The 21,998-nt window shown below is 72.9% G+C and carries 25 protein-coding genes; 13 read left to right on the top strand and 12 right to left on the bottom strand.

Annotation, left to right across the window (positions count from 1 at the left end; all coding sequences use genetic code 11):
- Positions 1 to 181 precede the first annotated feature (181 nt).
- A complete protein-coding gene (locus NRK68_RS18915; RefSeq protein WP_183066668.1) occupies positions 182 to 763 on the top strand; it encodes an SCO3374 family protein in 582 nt (193 codons plus the stop codon).
- Here the strand turns inward: NRK68_RS18915 and NRK68_RS18910 are convergent.
- The 7 genes from NRK68_RS18910 to NRK68_RS18880 form a co-directional block, all read right to left on the bottom strand.
- Positions 742 to 1,077, bottom strand: coding sequence for a histone-like nucleoid-structuring protein Lsr2 (locus NRK68_RS18910; RefSeq protein WP_030027396.1), 336 nt, complete (start codon positions 1,075 to 1,077; stop codon positions 742 to 744). The two genes, NRK68_RS18915 and NRK68_RS18910, sit on opposite strands and share 22 nt — an antisense overlap.
- A 165-nt stretch (positions 1,078 to 1,242) precedes the next feature.
- A complete protein-coding gene (locus tag NRK68_RS18905; protein WP_046777941.1) occupies positions 1,243 to 1,773 on the bottom strand; it encodes an amino-acid N-acetyltransferase in 531 nt (176 codons plus the stop codon).
- 11 nt (positions 1,774 to 1,784) lie between these two features.
- Positions 1,785 to 2,225 carry a BlaI/MecI/CopY family transcriptional regulator gene (locus NRK68_RS18900; RefSeq protein WP_183066667.1) on the bottom strand — a complete coding sequence of 147 codons (441 nt, stop codon included), beginning with the start codon at positions 2,223 to 2,225 and terminating at the stop codon, positions 1,785 to 1,787.
- Between the two features lie 111 nt (positions 2,226 to 2,336).
- A complete protein-coding gene (locus tag NRK68_RS18895) occupies positions 2,337 to 2,504 on the bottom strand; it encodes a hypothetical protein (protein ID WP_257856281.1) in 168 nt (55 codons plus the stop codon).
- Between the two features lie 87 nt (positions 2,505 to 2,591).
- Positions 2,592 to 3,176, bottom strand: coding sequence for a hypothetical protein (locus tag NRK68_RS18890; protein ID WP_257856280.1), 585 nt, complete (start codon positions 3,174 to 3,176; stop codon positions 2,592 to 2,594).
- An 84-nt stretch (positions 3,177 to 3,260) separates the two neighbouring features.
- A complete protein-coding gene (locus NRK68_RS18885) occupies positions 3,261 to 3,446 on the bottom strand; it encodes a DUF397 domain-containing protein (RefSeq protein ID WP_030817586.1) in 186 nt (61 codons plus the stop codon).
- A 274-nt stretch (positions 3,447 to 3,720) separates the two neighbouring features.
- On the bottom strand, positions 3,721 to 4,857 hold the full coding sequence (locus NRK68_RS18880) for a threonine aldolase family protein (protein WP_183066664.1): 1,137 nt from the start codon (positions 4,855 to 4,857) through the stop codon (positions 3,721 to 3,723).
- A 54-nt stretch (positions 4,858 to 4,911) separates the two neighbouring features.
- On the opposite strand from NRK68_RS18880, the gene NRK68_RS18875 reads away from it, so the two are divergent.
- From NRK68_RS18875 to NRK68_RS18855, 5 genes are read left to right on the top strand one after another with little or no spacing between them, the layout of a single operon-like run.
- On the top strand, positions 4,912 to 5,877 hold the full coding sequence (locus tag NRK68_RS18875; protein ID WP_259656628.1) for a Rossmann-like and DUF2520 domain-containing protein: 966 nt from the start codon (positions 4,912 to 4,914) through the stop codon (positions 5,875 to 5,877).
- A complete protein-coding gene (gene panC / locus NRK68_RS18870) occupies positions 5,874 to 6,866 on the top strand; it encodes a pantoate--beta-alanine ligase (RefSeq protein ID WP_183066663.1) in 993 nt (330 codons plus the stop codon). The genes NRK68_RS18875 and panC overlap by 4 nt, the downstream gene beginning before the upstream one ends.
- Entirely contained in the window at positions 6,863 to 8,599 is a 1,737-nt protein-coding gene (locus tag NRK68_RS18865) for an L-aspartate oxidase (RefSeq protein WP_257856279.1), read from the top strand. Before panC ends, NRK68_RS18865 begins: the two co-directional genes overlap by 4 nt.
- Positions 8,600 to 8,601: 2 nt before the next feature.
- Positions 8,602 to 9,570, top strand: coding sequence for a carboxylating nicotinate-nucleotide diphosphorylase (nadC, locus tag NRK68_RS18860; RefSeq protein WP_183066725.1), 969 nt, complete (start codon positions 8,602 to 8,604; stop codon positions 9,568 to 9,570).
- A gap of 3 nt (positions 9,571 to 9,573) precedes the next feature.
- Complete coding sequence (locus tag NRK68_RS18855) at positions 9,574 to 10,383, top strand: type III pantothenate kinase (protein ID WP_030656442.1); 810 nt, start codon at positions 9,574 to 9,576, stop codon at positions 10,381 to 10,383.
- 47 nt (positions 10,384 to 10,430) lie between these two features.
- Here NRK68_RS18855 and NRK68_RS18850 read toward each other — a convergent pair whose 3' ends face one another.
- On the bottom strand, positions 10,431 to 10,868 hold the full coding sequence (locus tag NRK68_RS18850; protein ID WP_257856277.1) for an ATP-binding protein: 438 nt from the start codon (positions 10,866 to 10,868) through the stop codon (positions 10,431 to 10,433).
- Positions 10,869 to 11,068: 200 nt separating this feature from the next.
- On the opposite strand from NRK68_RS18850, the gene NRK68_RS18845 reads away from it, so the two are divergent.
- Together NRK68_RS18845 and NRK68_RS18840 are read left to right on the top strand one after the other, a co-directional pair.
- Positions 11,069 to 11,920: a helix-turn-helix domain-containing protein gene (locus tag NRK68_RS18845; protein WP_183066660.1), complete on the top strand. Its 852-nt coding sequence runs from the start codon at positions 11,069 to 11,071 to the stop codon at positions 11,918 to 11,920.
- A 13-nt stretch (positions 11,921 to 11,933) separates the two neighbouring features.
- Complete coding sequence (locus NRK68_RS18840; RefSeq protein WP_257856276.1) at positions 11,934 to 12,134, top strand: DUF397 domain-containing protein; 201 nt, start codon at positions 11,934 to 11,936, stop codon at positions 12,132 to 12,134.
- A gap of 79 nt (positions 12,135 to 12,213) precedes the next feature.
- Here NRK68_RS18840 and NRK68_RS18835 read toward each other — a convergent pair whose 3' ends face one another.
- A complete protein-coding gene (locus NRK68_RS18835) occupies positions 12,214 to 12,423 on the bottom strand; it encodes a hypothetical protein (RefSeq protein WP_183066658.1) in 210 nt (69 codons plus the stop codon).
- 198 nt (positions 12,424 to 12,621) lie between these two features.
- Here NRK68_RS18835 and NRK68_RS18830 point away from each other — a divergent pair, with 198 nt between their 5' ends.
- Complete coding sequence (locus NRK68_RS18830; protein ID WP_257856275.1) at positions 12,622 to 13,746, top strand: DUF5937 family protein; 1,125 nt, start codon at positions 12,622 to 12,624, stop codon at positions 13,744 to 13,746.
- 309 nt (positions 13,747 to 14,055) lie between these two features.
- Positions 14,056 to 15,609: a M28 family metallopeptidase gene (locus NRK68_RS18825; protein ID WP_183066656.1), complete on the top strand. Its 1,554-nt coding sequence runs from the start codon at positions 14,056 to 14,058 to the stop codon at positions 15,607 to 15,609.
- 84 nt (positions 15,610 to 15,693) lie between these two features.
- Here the strand turns inward: NRK68_RS18825 and NRK68_RS18820 are convergent, their stop codons facing one another.
- Entirely contained in the window at positions 15,694 to 16,671 is a 978-nt protein-coding gene (locus NRK68_RS18820) for an SAM-dependent methyltransferase (protein WP_257856274.1), read from the bottom strand.
- 106 nt (positions 16,672 to 16,777) lie between these two features.
- Here NRK68_RS18820 and NRK68_RS18815 point away from each other — a divergent pair, with 106 nt between their 5' ends.
- Both NRK68_RS18815 and NRK68_RS18810 read left to right on the top strand, forming a co-directional pair.
- On the top strand, positions 16,778 to 17,980 hold the full coding sequence (locus NRK68_RS18815) for a sensor histidine kinase (protein ID WP_183066655.1): 1,203 nt from the start codon (positions 16,778 to 16,780) through the stop codon (positions 17,978 to 17,980).
- A gap of 17 nt (positions 17,981 to 17,997) precedes the next feature.
- Complete coding sequence (locus NRK68_RS18810; protein ID WP_030656452.1) at positions 17,998 to 18,672, top strand: response regulator transcription factor; 675 nt, start codon at positions 17,998 to 18,000, stop codon at positions 18,670 to 18,672.
- A gap of 153 nt (positions 18,673 to 18,825) precedes the next feature.
- Here the strand turns inward: NRK68_RS18810 and NRK68_RS18805 are convergent, their stop codons facing one another.
- Complete coding sequence (locus tag NRK68_RS18805) at positions 18,826 to 20,133, bottom strand: PH domain-containing protein (RefSeq protein WP_373023621.1); 1,308 nt, start codon at positions 20,131 to 20,133, stop codon at positions 18,826 to 18,828.
- A 191-nt stretch (positions 20,134 to 20,324) separates the two neighbouring features.
- Entirely contained in the window at positions 20,325 to 20,816 is a 492-nt protein-coding gene (locus NRK68_RS18800) for a PH domain-containing protein (RefSeq protein ID WP_257856272.1), read from the bottom strand.
- Between the two features lie 31 nt (positions 20,817 to 20,847).
- Between NRK68_RS18800 and NRK68_RS18795 the strand changes: the two genes are divergently transcribed.
- Entirely contained in the window at positions 20,848 to 21,990 is a 1,143-nt protein-coding gene (locus NRK68_RS18795; RefSeq protein WP_183066652.1) for an NADH-quinone oxidoreductase subunit D, read from the top strand.
- The last annotated feature ends 8 nt before the right edge of the window (positions 21,991 to 21,998 follow it).

Here is a 21,998-nt window from a genome sequence, read left to right as displayed (position 1 = left end):
GTCTTACCCGTAAGGGCTGACACTCCATGCCGGTGACGCCGGTTCCCTCCGCTGAGGGCGAACAGAGTTCCGTCTCGAATGTGGGGCTCCACGGCCGCGGACGTTTACGTTCCGCACATCTTCGAGTGCCGAACGTCACATCCACCGTAACCCCCGAAGCGTTTCTGCAGTTGCTCCGGGTATGGCCGCAACCCTGCCGACCGTCCCGCCGCCCCGTGTCGCGTCCGAGGAGGACGCGTACGCCGCCTGGTACGGGAAGGTGCTCGGCTGGACCGTCACGGGCGGGCCGCCGGTCCAGCTCGTGACCGGTGTCGGCTTCGATGTGCTGGAGCTGCCGTCGGACGCGGGGACGGCGCTGTTGCGCCGGCCGGTCGCCACGGGTCCGGTGGCCGTGATGGGGCGCCGGATGCGGTTCCTGGTGGCCTCGGGGAGCGCAGAGGAGCTCGACGGGCTGCTCGACTGGCTGGAGTGGGGCGGGGTCGCCCTGGATCTGACCGCCCTGGGTGCGGGCGGGCGGATCACCGCCCCGGCTCCACCGGGGCGGCCTCTGGGAGAAAGCCTTCGGGGGGCCGCCGTGTGGCTGCGACCCCCCGAGCAGGGGTGTGAGGCACTGCTGCCGGCCCTGCCCGGTCCCGGGCGGGCCGCAGGGCCCGCTCACGGGCCCGATCTCGTACGCCTGGTCGCGGCGGCGGCGACGGAATGCCACCGGGCGCGCCTGGGCCGGCGTACGAACGGGGTCCGTCAGCCCTTGGCCTTCTCGTAGGCCTCGCGGATCTCGGCCGGGACGCGGCCGCGGTCGTTGACGTTGTAGCCGTTCTCCTTGGCCCAGGCGCGGATCTCGGCCGTGTCCGGGTTGCCGGTCGCCGCGGCGCGGCCCTTGGCGCGGGCGGCGGTGGCACGGCCACCGGTACGGCGGCCGCCCTTGGTGTACGGGTCGAGCAGACCGCGGAGCTTTTCAGCGTTGGCGGTGGTGAGGTCGATCTCGTAGGTCTTGCCATCCAGAGCGAACGTCACCGTCTCGTCCGCCTCGCCACCGTCGAGGTCGTCGACAAGAAGGACCTGAACCTTCTGTGCCACCGGGATTTCCTTTCATCGAAAAGCAGTACGCGGAAAGGAAACCGCTTTTGCCGGGAAAACACAAACCCCCCGGGAGAGGTTCAGGACCACAACGAGGCGGGAAACGTGCGCGATTCGGACATAGGCCACAGGTGCGCGGAGCGCCGGAAAAGCTGGGGCCATCGATCAGAGGTGCAGAAGCATCCGGCTGTTGCCCAAGGTGTTCGGCTTCACTCGTTCGAGACCGAGGAACTCGGCGACGCCCTCGTCATAGGAACGCAAGAGCTCCATGTAGACATCGGTGTCGACCGGGGTCTCGCCGATCTCGACGAAGCCGTGCTTCGCGAAGAACTCGACTTCGAAGGTCAGGCAGAAAACCCGGCTCACCCCGAGCGTGCGGGCGGTGCTCAACAACTGCTGGAGCACCTGATGGCCGACGCCGGCGCCCTTCAAGTCGCGGTCGACGGCGAGAGTACGCACTTCGGCCAGGTCTTCCCACATCACGTGGAGTGCACCGCAGCCCACCACCTGTGCATCGGAGTCGCGTTCCGCGACCCAGAACTCCTGGATGTCCTCGTAAAGGACGACCGGTGCTTTGTCGAGCAGGATCCGCTGCTGCACGTACTGGTCGAGGAGGCGGCGCAGCGCGGGAACATCGCGTGTGCGGGCACGGCGGATCGTCACTGTTTCTGCGTGTGCAGAGGAAAACTCTCCCATGGCTGCGGACGCTATCGCTCCGGCGGCGTCGGGGGCCCGGCGGACTCCCCTTCGGCCTCGGGTGGCGCGGGGGCCTCCGTGGCGGACTCGTCGTCGTACTGGACGACCCGGACGGCGTCCCGGAGGGCCTCGCGCTGTTCCGCGGACATCATGCCGAAGAAGGCGACGAGAGCGGCGGCGGGGTTGTCGCTCGTCGACCAGGCTTCGTTCATCAGTGCGGCCGAGTAGGCGGCGCGGGTGGAGACCGCCGTATATCGATAGGCGCGGCCTTCGGCTTCCCGGCGGACCCAGCCCTTCTGATGGAGATTGTCCATAACGGTCATGACCGTGGTGTACGCGATGGACCGTTCCTGCTGGAGGTCTTCCAGGACTTCCCGAACGGTGACCGGGCGGTTCCACTGCCACACCCGCGTCATGACGGCGTCTTCGAGTTCTCCCAAGGGGCGAGGCACAACAGCACGATAGTGCGGCTTGTACGGAATTGCCCGACTATTCACCCGGCAACGCGCAACAAAATCGGGCGCACGGTCCGTACCCGTGCGCCCGCGCGGAGGGGCCGCGCTCTAGTTCTGCTGCTGGCGGGTGGCTTCGGCCCGGGCGATCACGGCGTCGACCGCCACGTCCTCCTTGGCCTTGTTGGAGCCGCCCTGGCTCTTCACGATCGTCACGACGAGGGCGATGAAGAACGCGGCCATCACGAAGGGGGGCACGAGCGCGGAGACGTAGTCCATGCCCCCAGCGTAGCCACCCGCGCCCGGTCCGGTCCGGGTGGGTGAGGGGTGGGTCCCGCAGCCGTCACCCGGACCGCCCGGGCGGGCTCAGACGGCGGCGAGCCCGGACGCCGGGGGCGCGGTGGGCTTGCGGCGCGGCGGGAAGACCTCGCCGGGGGTGGGGACCGGCCGCTCGGGGCGCGGGCGCTCCTTGGGCGCGGGCGCCGGCCGCGGCGGCTCCGCCTGGCCGCCCGCCAGGGTCAGCAGGCGGGTGCGGGGCGCGGGGGTCGTGGCCAGGCGGCGCCGTACGGATCGCTCCGCGACCGCCCGGGCCCGCTCCAGCAGCGCGGCGGCGGCCGGATCGGCCCGGAGCGCGCGCAGGGCGGCGAGGTCGTCGGGGACCGGCTCGTAGCCGGTGGCGAGGGCTTCCCGGAGCAGTGCCAGGTAGCCGGGGAGGCTGCCGGGCAGGGCGCCGCGGTAGCGGGCCAGATCGTCCAGGACGAAGGCTCTGAGCCGGCCCGCCTCCCGGACCGCTTCGTCCACCGACTGCGCGAGGTGCAGGCAGTCCTGGACCTCCTCGGCCGCCAGGGGGGCCGAGGAGGACTGAAGGGCGTGGGCGAGCGAACGCCTGAGCACGTGCAGCTCAGCGGCGCTGAACGCCATGCCGCCGCGGGATCCGTAGGGCGTGGGCATGGGGCCGAAGATACGCGCTAATCGGACAAAATCCCCTTAAGGGGGCCGGCTGCGGCGCGGCGCGGCCGGCCCCGGCGCCGGACCTCAGCCGGTCTCCTTGACGGCGCGCAGGAAGTCCGCCCAGGCGGCCTGGGTCGTGGCCAGGACCAGGTGGGCGGGGTCGACGCGGTCGGCGACCTTGACGAGGGCTCCGGGGGTGACGGCGACGTAGACGCAGGCGTCTCCGTCACCGCAGAACGAGGACTTCCGCCACGCGGGCTGAGCGGTCATGGTGTCTCCTCCGGGCACGGTGGCCGGTAAATGCGGTCAAGGGACGGTAACTCCGCAGCCGGCCCTCACCGGCGACTTTCACGCAATTCGGCGTGTCGCCGCGGCCCTGCGGGGGTCCGGGTGATACACGGCGGTGCCGGCCCGTCACAGGCCGGCGGCCGTTCGGCGGGTGCCGGCCGGACCCGCGCCGACGGGCCGCGGCGGGGCTGGTTCCGGCCCCGCGGGCGTCGTCGGACCCGGGCCACCGAGGCCGGTACCCGCCCCCGGGCCGGGGTCAGATGCGGGACACGAAGGCCGAGACCGCCTCGTGGACGTCGGACTCCGTCCAGGACAGGCCCGGCCCGGTGACGTCCACCTCGGTCACCGCGAGGCCCGGCGGTCCCCCGGCCGACCAGCGGCGGAAGAGGACCGTGCCGGTCTCCTCCGCCTGCCGCAGCCCCGCGTCCGTCAGCCGGTCCGGGTCGTGGGGCAGCCACACCTGGAACTGGTGCGTGTGCGGCTCCTCGGGGTGGACGCGCGACCACGGGACGCCGGACGCCGCGAAGGCCTCGCGCAGCGCCCCGGCCACCATGCGCGCCTGCGCCACGTACGACGGCAGCCGCGGCAGCTCCCGGTCCAGTCCGGCCAGCGCGGACAGGGCCTGCGGGAACTGCCGGAAGATCTGGCCGCCGTAGCGGTGGCGCCAGACCCTGGTCTCCTCCACGAAATCCCGCGGGCCGGCCAGGGCCGCCCCGCTCAGCCCGCCCAGCGACTTGTAGAACGAGACGTACACGGAGTCGGCGAGCCCGGCGATCTCCGGCAGCGGGCGGCCGAAGCGGACCGTCGACTCCCACAGCCGGGCCCCGTCGAAGTGGATCACCGCCTCCCGCTCCCGGCCCGCCTCCACCAGCGCCACCAGCTCCTCCCAGGTGGGCAGCAGGAACCCGGCCTCGCGCAGCGGCAGCTCCAGCATCAGCGTCCCGAAGGGCTCCCGGACGGCCGCGACCTCCTCCGGGGTCGGCTGGCGCGGCTCGGTCGTGGGGTGGACGACCCGCAGCCCGGAGACCGTCGAGAGGGCGTCGCCCTCCCACATCTCGGGGTGGCTCATGGGGTGCAGCGCGACGACCGGGTTCCCGGTCCGGCCGGCCCAGCAGCGCAGGGCGACCTGCTGCGCCATCGTGCCGCTGGGGAAGAACGCGGCATCCTGCGTCCCGAGCAGCTCCGCGACCCGCCGCTCCAGCTCCTCGACGATCCCGTCGCCGTAGATGTCGGCCGGCGCGTCCATGTCGTAGGCGTACGGACCCTCGGCGAGCCGCGCCAGACACTCACCCACCGTGGCCTCGCGCGGACCGCGGGTCAGGGTCGTGGCCGCCGCCCGCCAGGCCGCCGCGAGCCGCTCGTCGCGCCGCGTTTCCTCGTTGCTGTCGCTCATGGCCCCTGATCCTCGCCGCTCGTCCCCGACCGGCCAAGAGCCTCACGGGCTAGCATGGCGGCGTATCGTCCGGTACCCCTGCGGACTGGAACGGAAGGCATTCCCCGCGTGAATCCATCACAGCAGCCACGCCCTGCCCGGCTCGCCGTCGGCGTCGTCGGGGCGGGCCGCGTCGGCCCGGCACTGGCCGTAGCGCTCCAGCAGGCGGGCCACCGGCCCGTCGCCGTGTCGGGAGTGTCCGACGCCTCCGTGCGCCGCGCCGCCCGCATGCTGCCCGATGTACCGCTCGTGCCGCCCGCGCAGGTGCTGGAGCTGGCCGACCTGGTCCTGCTGACCGTCCCCGACGACGCGCTGCCGTCGCTCGTGGAGGGGCTCGCGGAGACCGGCGCGGTCCGGCCCGGCCAGCTGCTCGTGCACACCTCGGGCCGGTACGGGACCGCCGTGCTCGACCCGGCGCGCCGCGCCGGCGCCCTGCCGCTGGCCCTGCACCCCGCGATGACCTTCACCGGCACCGAGGTCGACGTGCAGCGGCTGGCCGGCTGCTCCTTCGGCGTCACCGCCCCCGACGAGCTGCGGCTGGCCGCCGAGGCCCTGGTCATCGAGATGGGCGGGGAGCCCGAGTGGATCGCGGAGGAGAACCGCGCGCTCTACCACGCGGCGCTGGCCCTCGGCGCGAACCACCTCGTCACCCTGGTCGCCCAGTCCCTGGAGCTGCTGCGCACGGCCGGGGTCGCGCACCCCGACCGGATGCTGGGCCCGCTGCTCGGCGCGGCCCTCGACAACGCCCTGCGCTCCGGGGACGCGGCCCTGACCGGGCCGGTGGCCCGCGGGGACGCCGGTACGGTCGCCGCGCACATCTCCCAGCTGCGCCGGCACGCGCCGGGCACGGTCGCCGGATACCTGGCCATGGCCCGCACCACCGCCGACCGGGCCCTCGCCCACGGGCTGCTCAAGCCCGAACTCGCCGAGGACCTGCTCGGTGTACTCGCCGACACGGACCCTGACGGGGGCGACCAGTGACCGAGCTGCTGCTGCACACCGCCGACGAGCTGCACAAGCTGCCGCGCACCGGGCGGCGGGCCGTGGTGATGACCATGGGCGCCCTCCACGAGGGTCACGCCACGCTGATCCGTTCCGCCCGTGCGGCGGCCGGGCCCGAGGGGCAGGTCGTCGTCACCGTCTTCGTCAACCCGCTGCAGTTCGGGGCGGGCGAGGACCTCGACCGCTATCCCCGCACCCTCGACGCGGACCTGGCGATCGCCGAAGAGGCGGGCGCCGACGCGGTGTTCGCCCCCGCCGTCGACGAGGTCTACCCGGGCGGGGACCCGCAGGTGCGGATCAGTGCCGGCCCGATGGGCGAGCGCCTGGAAGGGGCCACCCGGCCCGGCCACTTCGACGGGATGCTGACCGTCGTCGCCAAGCTGCTCCACCTGACCCGGCCCGACCTGGCCCTCTTCGGCCAGAAGGACGCGCAGCAACTGGCCCTGATCCGGCGGATGGTGACGGACCTGAACTTCCCCGTCGAGGTGGTCGGCGTACCGACCGTCCGCGAGGAGGACGGGCTGGCGCTGTCGTCCCGCAACCGCTACCTCTCCCCCGCGGACCGGCGGACCGCCCTGGCGCTGTCCCGGGCCCTGTTCGCGGGCCGCGACCGGCTCGCGGCGCAGGCCGCGCTGCGGGCCCGCGCCGAGGCCGCCCCGGCCACCGACGAGCGGGCCACCGCCCTGGCCCGGCTGGGCGAGATCCGCGCCTCGGCCGACGCGCACGCCGTCTCGGCGGCCTGCGCAGGCCTGCCGGACGCGGTCCGGGCCGCGGCGGCCCACGTACTGGCCGACGCGGCCCGCTCGGAGCCGCCGCTCGTGCTGGACTACCTGGCTCTGGTGGATCCGCAGGACTTCACCGAGGCCGGTCCCGACTTCACCGGGCAGGCCGTGCTGGCCGTCGCCGCGAAGGTGGGCACGACCCGGCTGATCGACAACATCCCATTGGAATTCGGAGCACACTCGTGAGCACCCCTGGCAGAGGCCCCGCAGGCAGCACCGGCATACGGCTGCACGCGCCGGCGCCCGGCTGGTCCCTGGACGCCGACGTCGTGGTCGTCGGATCCGGCGTGGCGGGGCTGACCGCCGCGCTGCGCTGCGCGGCCGCGGGCCGCCGTACCGTCGTGGTCACCAAGGCCCGGCTCGACGACGGCTCCACCCGCTGGGCCCAGGGCGGCATCGCCGCGGCTCTCGGCGACGGCGACACCCCCGAGCAGCACCTCGACGACACCCTGGTCGCGGGCGCCGGCCTGTGCGACGAGGAGGCCGTACGGCTGCTCGTCACCGAGGGCCCCGACGCGGTGCGGCGGCTGATCGACACCGGTGCGGTCTTCGACACCTCCGCCGAGACCGGGGAGATAGAGCTGACCCGCGAGGGCGGCCACCACCGCCGGCGGATCGCGCACGCGGGCGGTGACGCCACCGGCGCCGAGATCTCCCGGGCGCTGGTCGAGGCCGTGCACGCCGCGGGCATAGAGACCGTGGAGAACGCGCTCGTCCTCGACCTCCTCCAGGACGCGCAGGGCCGTACGGCCGGTGTCACCCTGCACGTCATGGGCGAGGGCCAGCACGACGGCGTCGGCGCCGTCCACGCGCCCGCCGTGATCCTGGCGACCGGCGGCATGGGCCAGGTCTTCTCCGCGACGACCAACCCGTCGGTGTCCACCGGCGACGGCGTGGCGCTCGCGCTGCGCGCCGGGGCCGAGGTCTCCGACCTGGAGTTCGTGCAGTTCCACCCGACGGTGCTGTTCCTCGGCCCGGACGCCGAGGGGCAGCAGCCGCTGGTGTCGGAGGCCGTGCGGGGCGAGGGCGCGTACCTCGTCGACGCGGACGGCGTGCGCTTCATGGTCGGGCAGCACGAGCTCGCCGAGCTGGCCCCGCGCGACATCGTCGCCAAGGGCATCATGCGCCGCATGCAGGAGCAGGGCGCGCAGCACATGTACCTGGACGCCCGGCACTTCGGCGCCGAGATGTGGGAGCAGCGCTTCCCCACGATCCTGGCCGCCTGCCGCTCGCACGGCATCGACCCGGTGACCGAGCCGATCCCGGTGGCGCCCGCCGCGCACTACGCGTCCGGCGGCGTACGGACCGACCTGCACGGCCGCACCACCGTCCCCGGCCTGTACGCCTGCGGCGAGGTCGCCTGCACGGGCGTGCACGGCGCGAACCGGCTCGCCTCCAACTCCCTGCTGGAGGGGCTGGTCTTCGCCGAGCGGATCGCCGAGGACATCACCGCGCAGGAGTACGGCGGGGGCGGCCCCGGCGTGCCGGTGCCCTCGACCGGGCCGCTGCAGCCCGCCGAGGCCCGCCACGAGATCCAGCGGATCATGACGGAGGGCGCGGGCGTCCTGCGCTCCGCCGCGTCGCTGGCCGCGGCGGCCGAGGCCCTGGAAGGGCTGTACGCCACCGCCCTGACCGCGCTGGAGACGCACGGCAAGACCGCCGTCCCGGGTGTGGACACCTGGGAGGCGACGAACCTGCTGTGCGTGGCGCGGGTCCTGGTCGCCGCCGCGCAGCGGCGCGCGGAGACCCGCGGCTGCCACTGGCGCGAGGACCACCCGGACCGGGACGATGCGCGGTGGCGCCGCCACCTGGTGGTCCGGCTCTCGGCCACCGAGAAGCGGGCCCTGGTCGTCGTACCCACCGACTCCGCGGACTTCCCGTCCGTGCACCCCCTGAGCACCCCGAGCCTGGAGCAGTGACCGTGAGCACCCCCGAACTTCCCCTCATCGACCAGAACGACGGCGGCTGCGGCGACGACTGCGCCTGCGGCGACGGCGAGGAGAGCGGCCTCGACCCGGCGCTCGCCGAGCTGCTCGCGGACGCGGGCCTGGACCCCATCGAGGTCGAGGACATCGCCCACATGGCGCTTTCCGAGGACCTCGACGGCGGCGTGGACGTCACCACCGTGGCCACGGTCCCCGAGGACGCCGAGGCCATCGCCGACTTCGTCGCCCGTGAGGACGGTGTCGTCGCGGGCCTGCGGATCGCGGAGGCGGTGTTCTCCGTGGTGTGCACGGAGGCCTTCGAGGTGGAGCGGCACGCGGAGGACGGCGACACCGTCAAGGCCGGTGAGGTGCTGCTGTCGGTCCGCGCCCGCACCCGCGACCTGCTGACGGCCGAGCGCAGCGCGCTGAACATCCTGTGCCGCCTCTCGGGCATCGCGACGGCCACCCGCCGCTGGGCGGACGTGCTGGAGGGCACGAAGGCCAAGGTCCGCGACACCCGCAAGACGACGCCGGGCCTGCGTTCGCTGGAGAAGTACGCGGTCCGCTGCGGCGGCGGTGTCAACCACCGCATGTCGCTGTCGGACGCGGCGCTGGTGAAGGACAACCACGTGGTCGCCGCGGGCGGTGTCGCGCAGGCCTTCACCGCGGTGCGCGAGGCCTTCCCGGAGGTCCCGATCGAGGTCGAGGTCGACACGATGCACCAGGTCCGCGAGGTCCTGGACGCGGGCGCCGACCTGATCCTGCTGGACAACTTCACGGTCCCGGAGACCGAGGAGGCCGTCACGCTGGTGGCCGGCCGGGCGGTGCTGGAGTCCTCCGGCCGCCTCACGCTGGACACCGCCCGGGCGTACGCGGAGACCGGCGTGGACTACCTGGCGGTCGGCGGGCTGACCCACTCCTCGCCGATCCTGGACATCGGTCTCGACCTGCGCGAGGCGGTGTAACCGGTGCTCCTCACCATCGACGTAGGCAACACCCACACGGTCCTGGGCCTGTTCGACGGTGACGAGATCGTCGAGCACTGGCGCATCTCGACCGACCCGCGGCGCACGGCCGACGAGATGGCCGTGCTGATGCAGGGCCTGATGGGCATGCACCCGATGCTCGGCAGCGAGCTCGGCGACGGGATCCACGGCATCGCGATCTGCTCGACGGTGCCGTCGGTCCTGCACGAGCTGCGCGAGGTCACCCGGCGCTACTACGGCGACGTGCCGGCGGTGCTGGTGGAGCCGGGCATCAAGACGGGCGTGCCGATCCTGATGGACAACCCGAAGGAGGTCGGCGCGGACCGCATCATCAACGCGGTCGCGGCGGTCGAGCTCTACGGCGGTCCGGCGATCGTGGTCGACTTCGGTACGGCGACCACCTTCGACGCGGTGTCCGCGAAGGGCGAGTACGTGGGCGGGGTGATCTCCCCGGGGATAGAGATCTCGATGGAGGCGCTCGGCGTGCGGGGCGCGCAGCTGCGCAAGATCGAGCTGGCCCGGCCGCGCCACGTGATCGGCAAGTCCACGGTCGAGGCGATGCAGTCGGGCGTGATCTACGGTTTCGCGGGTCAGGTCGACGGGGTCGTGGCCCGGATGGCCAAGGAGCTGGCCGGGCCGAACGGCGATCCGGACGACGTCCGGGTCATCGCGACCGGCGGGCTGGCCCCGATGGTGCTGGGCGAGTCGTCGGTGATCGACGACCACGAGCCGTGGCTGACGCTGATCGGGCTGCGGCTGGTGTACCAGCGCAACGCGCCGAACTTCGAGTGACGCCGCCGGGACCGGGGCCGTACCCCGTGGGTGCGGTCCCGGCCCCGTCAGGCGCGGACCTCGACCCACAGCAGCTTCCCCCCGGCCTCCCCGTACAGCCCCGTCCCACCGAGCGGGTAGCCGCCCCAGTTCGCGGCGTACGCCCGTACGAGGAACAGCCCGCGGCCCCGCTCGGCACCCGACGGCGGTGCCTCGGCGCGAGGATCCGCTCCGAAGGGCGGAGGGATGTGCGGATTGCTGTCCCAGACGCTGACACCCAGCCGGGTGGACCCCATGGCCCGGAGCCGGAGGGTGTACGGACCGTCGGAATAGAGGTAGGCGTTGGCCAGCAGCTCACCGGCCAGCAGTTCGGCGGTATCCAGGAGTGCGCTCATCGCGTGTGTCCGCAGCACGGACCGCAGGGTCTGGCGGGCGAGGCCGGGAGCACGGGGATCTTGCGGGAGTTGCAGGCTGTAGGCCCACGACGGAGATACGGTGGCAGGCATGGAAGTCTCCGATCACGGAGGGGTGTTGGTCTCGTCGTTCGTGCTGCCCGGTGACCGTGCCGCTCCGTCGAGCGGGGTACTTCCGGGCGGGGTGGCCTGCGTCCCAGATTAGGGGCGAGCAAGTGTTATTTGCGCGAATGCTGGGAGATCCAGGCGTTCCTTCGCTCGTGTGAGTGAGACAGTCGCCGGAAGGGAGTGCGATGGCGGGGCGGGTAGCACTGACGGCCCGACGCATCCGCGTCGCCGTTGAGCTGCGCAAGTTGCGAGAACGCTCCGGGCTCACGTCGACCGAGGCTGCCCGTCAACTCGGCACCAGCCAGGGCCAGCTGAGCAATGTGGAGACCGGCAGGTTCGGAGTCAGCCCCGAACGCGTCCACGCCATGGCGCAGGTGTACTCCGTCTGTGACCCCCTGCTCGTCGACGCACTGGCCGCCATGGCGGGCGACCGCACGAAGGGCTGGTGGGAGCAGTACAGGGGGATCCTGCCGCCCGGCCTCCTCGACCTCGCCGAGCTGGAGCACCACGGCCTGGCGCTGCGCGCCGCTTACACCGTCCACGTGCCCGGCCTGCTACAGACAGCGGAACACGCCCGGGAGATCTTCGGGCACGTGCTGCCGCCGCTTCCCCAGGGCGACGTGGAGCAGCGCGTGGCTCACCGCATCAAGCGGCAGGAGGTACTCCACCGCGACGACCCGGTCCCGTACACCGCGATCATCCACGAGGCGGCCCTGCGGATGAAGTTCGGCGGGCACGCCGTCGTGCGGGCCCAGCTGGCCCACCTGCTGGAGATGGGGGAGCTGAGCCATGTCCGGATTCTGGTGATCCCCTTCGACGCGGGTTCCTTTCCCGGGTCGGGCCAGTCGATCTACTACGTCCACGGGCCGGTGCCGCAGCTCGACACCGTCCACCTGGACCAGTCCCACGGCCCGGCACTGGTCGACGCCGAGGCCCAGCTCGCCAAGTACCGGCTGCTTCTGGACCGCATGGAGGGCGCGGCCCTCACATGCGGCAAGAGCCGGGACTTCATCCACAGCATCCTGCGCGCCCTGTGAACGGAGAAGCCCCATGACTCGGCCCAGCTGGCGAAAGTCGTCGTTCTGCCAGGAGGGAGAGGCCTGTGTGCACGTAGCGACGACCGCCCCGGACGCGGCCGTGAAGGTGGCCGGCAGCGCCGACCCCGCCAAGGACCACCTCACCGTCTCCGCGGCCGCGTGGACGGCCTTCCTCCAGGCGGTCCAGGCTGCCCCGCAGGGGCGACAGGGCTGAGCCGGGGCCGGGCAAGGGCGGACGTCTGCCCCTGGCGGCAGCCACCGTCCGGCGGCCACGGGTCACTCCCGGGTACGGCTCAGCACGGGCGGGGGCGGGTCAGTATGCGGCGCAGGGCGGCTCTCCAGGGGTGGCGGGCCTCGCCGCCGTCCAGGACGGCGCGGAACTGCTGGTAGGAGCGGGCCGCGCGGACGACGGCCACGTCGTCGCGGCCGGGCGGCGGGGGCATGGGGTCCCCGTGCTGGGACGCGCGGTAGGTGTCCATGAGGTACTGCTCGATCGCTGTCATCCCTCCACCCTCACCCCGTCGGCCCCGTCGCGCACGACGGTTGACGTTCCGCGTCAACCGTCCCGTCCGGCGGCCGCCCCGGGCGGTGACGATCACTCGTCCGGCGGCCGTGACGAGGGCCCGTACGGCCACCCGTACGGCGGCGCGGAGTGGCCGGGCCGGACGTCCCCGACGTGCGGGAACGGACAGAATGGCCCGATGAGCGTCACCATCGACATCGCCGGGCTCCCCGCCGAACGGATCGTCTTCGCGCCCTCCCCGCTCGCGGAGCTCTGCATGGCCCTGCACGCGCTCTCGCAGCCGGCCCACCACCCGCGGCTCAGCTCCTGGACCACCGCCACCTCAGCCTCGCTCGATCCGTGTCTCGCGGACCGTCTGCTGGAGGCCGACTTCCTGTGGCGCAGCTCCTTCTCCGACATCTTCATGCCCTTCGCCGGGATCCCCGGGGAGGCCGGGCTGCCGGCGGCGACGCTGGCCGAGGAGCTCGACGTACTCGACCGGCTGGACGACGAGCGGTTCGTGGGGGCCGCGCTGGAGCACTGCCGGCTGGCGCTCTACAACGAGGGCGGCGGGCCCTCGCCGCTGAAGGACCCGTCGGCCCGGGCCAGGGCGCTGGAGCTGGCCGCCGCCCGCGGGCCGCGCCAGCTGGCCTTCTCCGTGCGGCTGCTGGACGACACCGCTGCCGTGCGGGTGTGGCTCAGGCGGCTCCTGGAGGACTGCGACGAGGCGTTCTTCGCGCAGACGTGGGAGCGCCTGGAGCCCGGGCAGAGCGCCGACGCCCGGCACAAGGCCGAGCTGCTGCGCCGCAGGGGCCTGGCGGCCGCGCTGAAGGACGTCTCGACGGCCCTGAGCGTCGACGAGGGCCTCACCACCATCACGGCCGACAAGATGGTCCACGGGACGGCGACGGCGACCGATCCCCGAATAGGCAGCGGCCTCGTCTTCGTACCGACCAACTTCGGCTGGCCGCATCTGCTGGTGCTGCACGCACCGGACTGGCGGCCGGTGGTCCACTATCCGCTCGGCACCCCCGAGCCGGCCTCCGGGCCGGGCTCGGTGGAGCTGCTCCAGCTGCGGATGGAGGCCCTGGCGCACCCGATGCGGATGATGCTGTGCCGGAGTCTGGCCCGGGCCCCCTACACGACGAGCGAGCTGGCGAACGTGCACGGGATCACCGCGCCGGAGGTGTCACGGCACCTGGCCGTCCTGAAAAAGGCCGGTCTGATGCATACGCGAAGGCAAGGCCGTTATGCCCAGCACCAGTTGGATCTGGGTACGGTCGCCCGTATCGGCGCCGACTTCATCGAGGGCATCCTCCGATAGCGCCAACCAGCAGGTGGTTGGCTGGATTCGACCGGCCCAGAGTCACCGATATACGGAATTCATAAACCGAAATCAGCGAAAACTCTGGCCATGATGGCCACTTGCTGTCTAACGTGCGCTCACTGTTCGCCCACGTAACGCGCACCGCGTCCGCACGTCCGGTCCGTCGCGTTCCGCCGTGCTGTGCCCTGCTCCGCCCGTCGTGCCCGGATCCACCTCGTTCCGCCCGTCGTGCCCAGCTCCGCCCTGTCCAGCTCTGCCCTGCTCCGCTCTGCTCTGCTCTGCTCGCCCAGTCGTGGAAGGACCTTCATGCCCTCACGCCGTATAGCCGCAGCAACCGCCGCCCTGGCAGCCGCGGCCCTCGTCTCGCCCCTGCTGATCGCCGGACCGGCCGGTGCCACCGGAAGCCCGCAGAGCGACGCCGCCAGGGCCGACGCGCTGGCCCGGAAGCTGGTCAAGGACGCGACCGGCAAGGGAGCCTTCAACCACCTCAAGGTCCTGCAGTCGATCGCCGACTACAACAACGGCAACCGCGCCGCCGGTTCCAAGGGCCACGAGCAGTCGGCCAAGTACGTCGAGGCCGTGATGAAGGCGGCCGGTTACACGGTCACCCGCAACGAGTTCGACTTCGTCTACGTCGAGACGCTCGAGGAGAAGCTCACGGTCAACGGCGCGAACGGGCGCGACGTCCCGATCCACCTGATGACCTACACGGCGAACTCCCCGGAGGGCGGTGTCACCGCCCCGGTCGCCGTCGCCCCGGTCGACGCGGACGGGACCAACGGCTGCGAGCCCGGCGACTTCGCCGCCGGCGCCTTCACCGGCAAGATCGCCCTGATCAAGCGCGGCGGCTGCACCTTCGCCGCCAAGCAGCAGAACGCCGCAGCGGCCGGCGCGGTCGGCGCGGTCATCTACAACAACACCGCGGGCGCCCTGAACGGCACGATAGGCGACCCGACCGCGGGCAAGGTCCCCACCGGTGGCATCACCCAGGCGGACGGCGAGAAGCTGGCCGCCGAGGCCGCCGCCGGTCCGGTCGAGCTGACCCTCGACATCCGCGAGCTGCGCGAGACCCGCAAGACCTTCAACGTCATCGCCGAGACCAAGGGCGGCGACGAGAACAACACCGTCTTCCTCGGCGCGCACCTCGACTCGGTCGCGGCCGGCCCGGGCATCAACGACAACGGTTCCGGCTCGGCCGGCATCCTCCAGGTCGCCCAGCGCCTCGCGAGCGAGCAGAAGAAGGTCAAGAACAAGGTCAAGTTCGCCTGGTGGTCGGCGGAGGAGTTCGGCCTGCTCGGCTCCGAGGCGTATGTCGGGGGCCTGACGGACGCGCAGAAGAAGCAGATCAAGCTCTACCTGAACTTCGACATGATCGGCTCGCCGAACGCCGCGTACTTCGTGTACGACGGCGACGACTCGGACGGCGTCGGCGCGGGCCCCGGCCCGGAGGGCTCCGCCCAGCTGGAGAAGGGGATCACCGACTTCCTCGACTCGAAGAACATCCCGCACGCGGGCACCGACTTCTCCGGCCGCTCGGACTACGGCCCGTTCATCGAGGTGGGCATCCCGTCCGGCGGCACCTTCACCGGCGCCGAGGGCATCAAGACGCCCGAGGAGGCCGCGAAGTTCGGTGGCCAGGCAGGTGTCGCCTACGACGTGAACTACCACGGCAAGGGTGACGACATCACCAACATCGACCAGAAGGCGCTCGACATCAACGTCGACATCATCGCGGACGCGGTCGGGCACTACGCCCACGACCTCGCCCCGCTGTCGAAGCCGGTCGTCTCGACGCCGACCCCCGGCGGCAGCGGCGGTGGCGGCGGTCTGCACCCGGGCCACGACGAGGTCACGCAGTAAGGACGGTCAACGGTGAGGGGGCGCGATCCCAGGGGGTCGCGCCCCCTTCGCCGTCCGTGCCCCTTCTTCCTCCGTTCCCCCCGGTCAGTCCGCGGGCGGCCAGGCCCGCACACCCACCGGCTGCACCAGCCAGCCGAAGGCGCCGAGGCCGGAGCGGGAGGTCAGCTCCGCCGCCTCACCGGCCGAGGCCAGGGCCCGTACGTAGGCCACCGGGTCCGAGGAGGCCAGGGCGAGCGGGGGGCGGGCGCCCGAGACGCCGAGGGCGGTGAGGGCCTCGGCCTGCGTCAGCAGGACCGCTCCCGGCCCGGCGCAGGCGTCGAGCGCCACATGGGCGGTGACGTCGCAGCCGCCGTCCGGGACCGGCGCGACCTCCCGGCCGCCCCGGAATCCGGTCAGGGTGCCGAACGGGGGCCGGGCCCGGCGGGTGTGGGCGTAGTCCACCGCCACCGCCAGGCCCCGCTCCAGGGTCCGGGCGGCGGCCGCCCAGGCCTCGTCGCGCGGGCGGCCGATCTCCGCGCGGCCGCCGCCCGGCCACCACCGCTCCAGCCAGGCCCGGTCGGCGTCCTCCAGCGGGCCGCCCCGGCTCTCCGTACCGTCCGGCGCGACCAGTACGTAGTACCCGTCCTCGGCGATGTCGAGGGGGACGTTGTCCAGCCATTCGTTGGCGAAGAGCAGCCCGGTCACGCCCTCGGGCGGCTCCCCGGTCCAGTGGATCCGCGGGTCGAGCCCCTCGGGCCGGGGCGCCCGCTCCACGGCGTACGGGCGCACCCGCGCCGCCGTCTCCGGGTCGAGCGCGGCGAGCACCCCGGACAGCAGTTCGGCCCGCCCGGCGCCCATGTCGACGAGGTCGAGCTCCCGCGGGTGCCCGAGCTCCGCGTCCACCCACCGCAGCAGCCGGGCCACGGCCGCCGCGTAGAGGGCGGAGGCGTGCACGGAGGTACGGAAGTGGCCGGCGGGACCGGGCCCCGCGGGACGCACGTAGAAGCCGCCGGGCCCGTACAGCGCGGCTTCCATCGCGCTGCGCCACCGGACCGGCGCGCCGGGTCCACCAGGAGTACTCATCACCGAAGGCTATGCTCACCCTCCACCTTGGGGAGTATGTCCCCGGTGTCAGGTTCGGACCTCTGGTTGACTCCAGCACCTATCCCCGTTCCCTACTCTGGGTTACGTGCAGCGCCTCTACGACTTCCTCCGCAGACACCCGACGGGCGTCGACAGCTTCTGGGCTGTGCTCTTCTTCGGGGTCTCGATGCTGAACGTCACGGGCGAGCCCGACATCAGCCGGCCCCTGAAGATCGTCGCCGTCCCGGTGGTGATCGCGCTGAGCACGGCCCTGGCGCTGCGCCGCAGGTGGACGCAGGCGATGTTCTGGCTCACCCTCGGGGCGGGCCTGCTTCAGCTGGCCGCGGGGATCGTCGCCGGGTTCTACGACATCGCCATGTTCGTGATCCTCTACACGGTCGCCGCGAGCGAGGTCCCGCGCTGGGTCTCGCGCGCCGCGCTGGGCTGGGGGCTGGTGGCCGCGCCGCTCTACTTCCTGCGGTACGGCGTGGACAAGGGCACCAACGACGTCGACAACATCCTCTTCGCCGTCTTCATGATCGTCCCCTTCGTCCTGGCCTGGGTGCTGGGCGACTCCCTGCGCACCCGGCGGGCCTATTACGCCCAGCTGGTCGAGCGCAACCAGCGGCTGGAGAAGGAGCGCGAGGCCCAGTCCAAGGTGGCCGTGGCCGCCGAGCGCGCCCGGATCGCCCGCGAGCTGCACGACGTCGTCGCGCACAACGTCTCGGTGATGGTGGTCCAGGCGGACGGCGCCGCCTACGTCATGGACGTGGCCCCCGAGCAGGCCAAGGAGGCCCTCCAGACCATCTCGGGGACCGGCCGCCAGGCCCTCGCCGAGATGCGCCGGCTGCTCGGCGTCCTGCGCACGGGCGAGCCGCAGGAGTCCGAGGACTACGTGCCGCAGCCCGACGTCGAGCAGATCGAGGTCCTGGTCGAGCAGGTACGGGCGGCCGGGCTGACGGTGGACTTCGAGGTCGAGGGCGCCCCGCGGCCGCTGCCCAGCGGGGTCGAGCTGACCGCGTACCGGATCGTGCAGGAGGCGCTCACCAACACCCGCAAGCACGGCGGCCCCGAAGCGAAGGCCAGCGTCCGGCTGGTCTACTTCGACGACGGGCTCGGCCTGCTGGTCGAGGACGACGGCCGGGGCGCGGCCCACGAGCTGTACGAGGACGGCGGCGCGGACGGTGCCGGGCACGGGCTGATCGGCATGCGCGAGCGGATCGGTATGGTCGGCGGAACCCTGGACGCGGGGCCGCGGCCCGGTGGCGGCTTCCGGATCAGCGCACTGCTGCCCCTGAAGAAGAGATGACGAGGACGAGGTAACTGATGTCCATCCGAGTGATGCTGGTCGACGACCAGGTCCTGCTGCGCACCGGCTTCCGCATGGTGCTCGCCGCCCAGCCGGACATGGAGGTCGTCGCCGAGGCGGGTGACGGGCTGGAGGCTCTGGAGGTGCTGCGGGCCACGAAGGTGGACGTGGTGCTGATGGACGTCCGCATGCCGAGGCTCGACGGTGTCGAGGCGACGCGGCGGATCTGCGAGCCCGAGGAGCACCCGAAGGTGATCATCCTGACCACCTTCGACCTGGACGAGTACGCGTTCTCGGGCCTGAAGGCGGGCGCGAGCGGCTTCATGCTGAAGGACGTGCCGCCGGCCGAGCTGCTGGGCGCCATCCGCTCGGTGCACAGCGGGGACGCGGTGGTCGCCCCGTCGACGACGCGGCGCCTGCTGGACCGTTTCGCCCCGATGCTGCCGACGACGACGCAGGAACCGGAGAACAAGGAGATCGAGCGGCTGACGGAGCGCGAGCGCGAGGTCATGCTGCTGGTGGCGCAGGGCCTGTCGAACGGCGAGATCGCGGCGCGGCTGGTCCTGTCGGAGGCGACGGTGAAGACCCACGTGGGCCGCATCCTGACCAAGCTGGGCCTGCGCGACCGGGTCCAGGTCGTGGTCCTGGCCTACGAGACGGGCCTGGTCCGCGCGGGCGGCGGCGCCGGCTAGCCGGTACGGCCTGATAAGGGCCGACGTGCCGGGTTGTCCGGACCCGGCCCCGATCCGCCGGGCGCCCCCAGGCACCTGCCCCGCCCCCGGAGGCCCGGGCCGAGGGGCCCGGGCCGACGGGTGCCGGGCCGGCGGGTGCCAGGCCGGGCAGGGTCAGGCGTCGGGGTCCGGGGAGGTCATCCAGCGGTCCGGGCGGGCCGTCGCGCGGGAGGTGTGGGAGCGGGCGGCCTGGTCGTGCAGGAGCTGCGCGGCCTCGGCGGCCGGCCGCAGCCGGGCGGTCACCGTGCCGTTCGCGCCGGTGTCCACGTGGACGTCGGCGACACCACGGGCGCGGGCCCACGGGCCCTGGGTGAACCGGACGCTCTGCACCTTGGCGTGCGGGACGATCTCCGTACGGCGGCACAGGCGGCCGTGCCGGGCGGCGAACACCTCCGGGGAGAGCGCCAGGGCGTAGCCCTTCCACCAGACCGGGACCACCCAGCGCGATCCGGTGTCCGGGGAGCCCGAGTAGGACAGGCCCGCCAGATCCACCCCGGGCAGGACCCGGGCGATCACGGCGTACGCGTCGGCCCGGGAGGCCACCGGCACCAGGACCTCGTTCTTCGATCCGGCCACGGCCAGCTCCACGCGGACCCGGTCGCTGCGCCGCCACAGCAGCGGCTCCACGATCCGTACGGTCTGCACGCGCCCCGGCGGCACGGTCTCGTGGGCCCGGTCCAGCATCCCGTGGTCCAGGCGCAGCCCGTCCGGGGACTCGGCGACCCGCCAGTCGTACTCGGTGAGGAAGCGGCCGACGGTACCCGCCCACACCGCGCCCAGCATCGGGAGCAGGGTGGCGACGGCCACCCACGGGCTGGAGCTGAACCACCACACGGCGAACGGCGCGACGATTCCGCCGGCCAGGGCCGCCCAGACGCCGAGGCTGAGCATCAGCGACACCGCGAGCTCGCGCGGGGGCACCCGCAGCAGTTCGCGCTGCGGTGCCTCGCCCAGGCGCACCGCCTCCTCGGGGGCGAAGCCCGCGGCGCGGGCCAGCAGCTCGGCGCGCAGGGCGACGGCCTCCTTCTCGCCGAGGAAGGACAGCTGGTCCTTCTCCTCGGCGCCGATCACGTCGAGCCGCAGGCTGGCGACACCGGTCAGCCGGGCCAGCAGCGGCCGGGTGACGTCCACGGCCTGGAGCCGGTCCAGCCGGATGTGCGCGGTGCGGCGGAAGAGCAGCCCGGTGCGGATGCGCAGCTCGGTGTCGGTCACCGCGTAGTGGGTGAACCACCAGCTCAGGAACCCGTACACGCCGAACACCAGCAGCACTGCGGCCAGCGTGACCAGCCGCAGGAGCGTGGACAGGTCCGCCACCCAGCGCGCCGCGCGGTCGCCCTGCTGGGCCAGGACGCCGACGGTCGCGGCGATCGGCACCCAGGCGCGGCGCAACGGTGTGAAGGGATGCAGCCGTCGCTCGGCCACCGGCCCGCCGCCTCCCGCCACCGGGGCACCCGGGCCGCCGTCCCCCGGACCCGGACCGCTCGCCCCGCCGCCCGCAGCCCCGCCGCCCGCCGGACCCGGGCCGCTCGCCCCGCCGTCCGCAGCCCCGTCGCCCGCCGGACCCGGGCCGCTCGCCCCGCCGTCCGCAGCCCCGTCGCCCACCGGACCGGCGGTCACAGGCCCGCCGACCTTGCCTCGCCGAGCGCGGCGAGGCGGTCGCGCAGCCGCTCCGCCTCGGCCGGCACCAGCCCCGGGATCCGGGCGTCGGTCGCGGCCGCCGCCGTGTGCAGCTGCAGGGACGCCAGGCCGAAGCGGCGCTCCACCGGGCCCGAGGTGACCTCGACCAGCTGCATCCTCCCGTACGGGACCACCGTCTGCTCCCGCCACAGCACCCCGCGGCTGATCAGCAGGTCGTCGGCGCGCTCCGCGTACCGCCAGGACCGCCAGTTCCGGCCCAGCAGCACCCAGCCCCAGGCCCCCGCGGCGAGCCAGAACCCCCCGGCCGCCCCCCATACCGGGCCCACGAGCAGGCCGAGCAGCACCGCCGTCGCCACCGCGAGCAGACCGCACCAGAACGCGAGCAGCGTCCGCCGCATGGTGAGCAGCCCGCCGGGCAGGCCCACCCACCGCAGGTCGCCCGTCTCACCCTTCGTCCCCGTATCCATCCCCCCAGCGTAGGACTGAGACAATGCCCGCATGACGGAGACCACGGTCGGCATCGGCGGAGCGGCGGAGAGCACCGACATGGTGCTCAACATCGGCCCCCAGCACCCTTCCACGCACGGCGTGCTGCGCCTGCGCCTCGTCCTGGACGGCGAGCGGATCGCCGCCGCCGAACCGGTGGTCGGCTACATGCACCGCGGCGCCGAGAAGCTCTTCGAGGCCCGCGACTACCGCCAGATCGTCATGCTCGCGAACCGGCACGACTGGCTGTCGGCGTTCTCCAACGAGCTCGGTGTGGTCATGGCGGTCGAGCGGATGCTCGGCATGGAGGTCCCCGAGCGGGCCGTGTGGATGCGGACCCTGCTGGCCGAGCTGAACCGGGTGCTGAACCACCTGATGTTCCTCGGCTCGTACCCGCTCGAACTGGGCGGGATCACCCCGATCTTCCACGCGTTCCGCGAGCGCGAGGAGCTCCAGGCCGTCATGGAGGAGATCTCCGGCGGCCGGATGCACTACATGTTCAATCGCGTGGGCGGCCTCAAGGAGGACCTCCCGGCCGGCTGGCTCGGCCGGGCCCGCGCCGCGATCGCCGACGTACGCACCCGGATGGACGTCTACGACAAGCTGGTCCACGGGAACGAGATCTTCCGCGGCCGGACCCGCGGCGTGGGCGTCCTGTCCGCCGAGGCGGTGCACGCGTACGGGGTCTCCGGCCCGATCGCCCGCGCCTCCGGCGTCGACTTCGACCTGCGCCGCGACGAGCCGTACCTGGCCTACGGAGAGCTCCAGGACGTCCTGAAGGTGGTCACCCGCACCGAGGGCGACTGCCTGGCCCGCTTCGAGTGCCTGCTGGACCAGACCCACAACTCCCTCGACCTCGCCGTGGCCTGCCTGGACCGGATGGAGGAGCTCCCGCCGGGGCCGGTCAACCAGCGTCTGCCCAAGGTCCTGAAGGCGCCGGAGGGACACACCTACGCCTGGACCGAGAACCCGCTGGGCATCAACGGCTACTACCTGGTCTCGAAGGGCGAGAAAACCCCGTACCGGCTGAAGCTGCGCAGCGCCTCCTACAACAACATCCAGGCGCTGGCCGTGCTGCTGCCGGGGCAGCTGGTCGCGGACATGGTGTCGATCCTGGGCTCGCTGTTCTTCGTGGTCGGCGACATCGACAAGTAGCCGTAATT

Origin of the sequence: Streptomyces yangpuensis, assembly GCF_024666385.1 — a bacterium.
GTDB lineage: Bacteria > Actinomycetota > Actinomycetes > Streptomycetales > Streptomycetaceae > Streptomyces > Streptomyces yangpuensis.
The sequence above is the reverse complement of the archived record's forward strand: the minus strand, read 5'-3'. Positions and strand labels throughout refer to the sequence as shown.

What these genes read in the sequence shown, in the direction of transcription:
- NRK68_RS18845 (WP_183066660.1), top strand. Translation starts at nt 11,069, where the DNA reads ATGGCGGGGCGGGTAGCACTGACGGCCCGACGCATCCGCGTCGCCGTT.
- NRK68_RS18890 (WP_257856280.1), bottom strand. Translation starts at nt 3,176, where the DNA reads ATGCCCACGCCCTACGGATCCCGCGGCGGCATGGCGTTCAGCGCCGCT.
- NRK68_RS18915 (WP_183066668.1), top strand. Translation starts at nt 182, where the DNA reads ATGGCCGCAACCCTGCCGACCGTCCCGCCGCCCCGTGTCGCGTCCGAG.
- NRK68_RS18880 (WP_183066664.1), bottom strand. Translation starts at nt 4,857, where the DNA reads ATGAGCGACAGCAACGAGGAAACGCGGCGCGACGAGCGGCTCGCGGCG.
- NRK68_RS18825 (WP_183066656.1), top strand. Translation starts at nt 14,056, where the DNA reads ATGCCCTCACGCCGTATAGCCGCAGCAACCGCCGCCCTGGCAGCCGCG.
- NRK68_RS18830 (WP_257856275.1), top strand. Translation starts at nt 12,622, where the DNA reads ATGAGCGTCACCATCGACATCGCCGGGCTCCCCGCCGAACGGATCGTC.
- NRK68_RS18835 (WP_183066658.1), bottom strand. Translation starts at nt 12,423, where the DNA reads ATGACAGCGATCGAGCAGTACCTCATGGACACCTACCGCGCGTCCCAG.
- NRK68_RS18885 (WP_030817586.1), bottom strand. Translation starts at nt 3,446, where the DNA reads ATGACCGCTCAGCCCGCGTGGCGGAAGTCCTCGTTCTGCGGTGACGGA.
- NRK68_RS18875 (WP_259656628.1), top strand. Translation starts at nt 4,912, where the DNA reads ATGGCGGCGTATCGTCCGGTACCCCTGCGGACTGGAACGGAAGGCATT.
- NRK68_RS18895 (WP_257856281.1), bottom strand. Translation starts at nt 2,504, where the DNA reads ATGGACTACGTCTCCGCGCTCGTGCCCCCCTTCGTGATGGCCGCGTTC.
- NRK68_RS18810 (WP_030656452.1), top strand. Translation starts at nt 17,998, where the DNA reads ATGTCCATCCGAGTGATGCTGGTCGACGACCAGGTCCTGCTGCGCACC.
- NRK68_RS18905 (WP_046777941.1), bottom strand. Translation starts at nt 1,773, where the DNA reads ATGGGAGAGTTTTCCTCTGCACACGCAGAAACAGTGACGATCCGCCGT.
- NRK68_RS18840 (WP_257856276.1), top strand. Translation starts at nt 11,934, where the DNA reads ATGACTCGGCCCAGCTGGCGAAAGTCGTCGTTCTGCCAGGAGGGAGAG.
- NRK68_RS18800 (WP_257856272.1), bottom strand. Translation starts at nt 20,816, where the DNA reads ATGGATACGGGGACGAAGGGTGAGACGGGCGACCTGCGGTGGGTGGGC.
- NRK68_RS18820 (WP_257856274.1), bottom strand. Translation starts at nt 16,671, where the DNA reads ATGAGTACTCCTGGTGGACCCGGCGCGCCGGTCCGGTGGCGCAGCGCG.
- NRK68_RS18795 (WP_183066652.1), top strand. Translation starts at nt 20,848, where the DNA reads ATGACGGAGACCACGGTCGGCATCGGCGGAGCGGCGGAGAGCACCGAC.
- NRK68_RS18850 (WP_257856277.1), bottom strand. Translation starts at nt 10,868, where the DNA reads ATGCCTGCCACCGTATCTCCGTCGTGGGCCTACAGCCTGCAACTCCCG.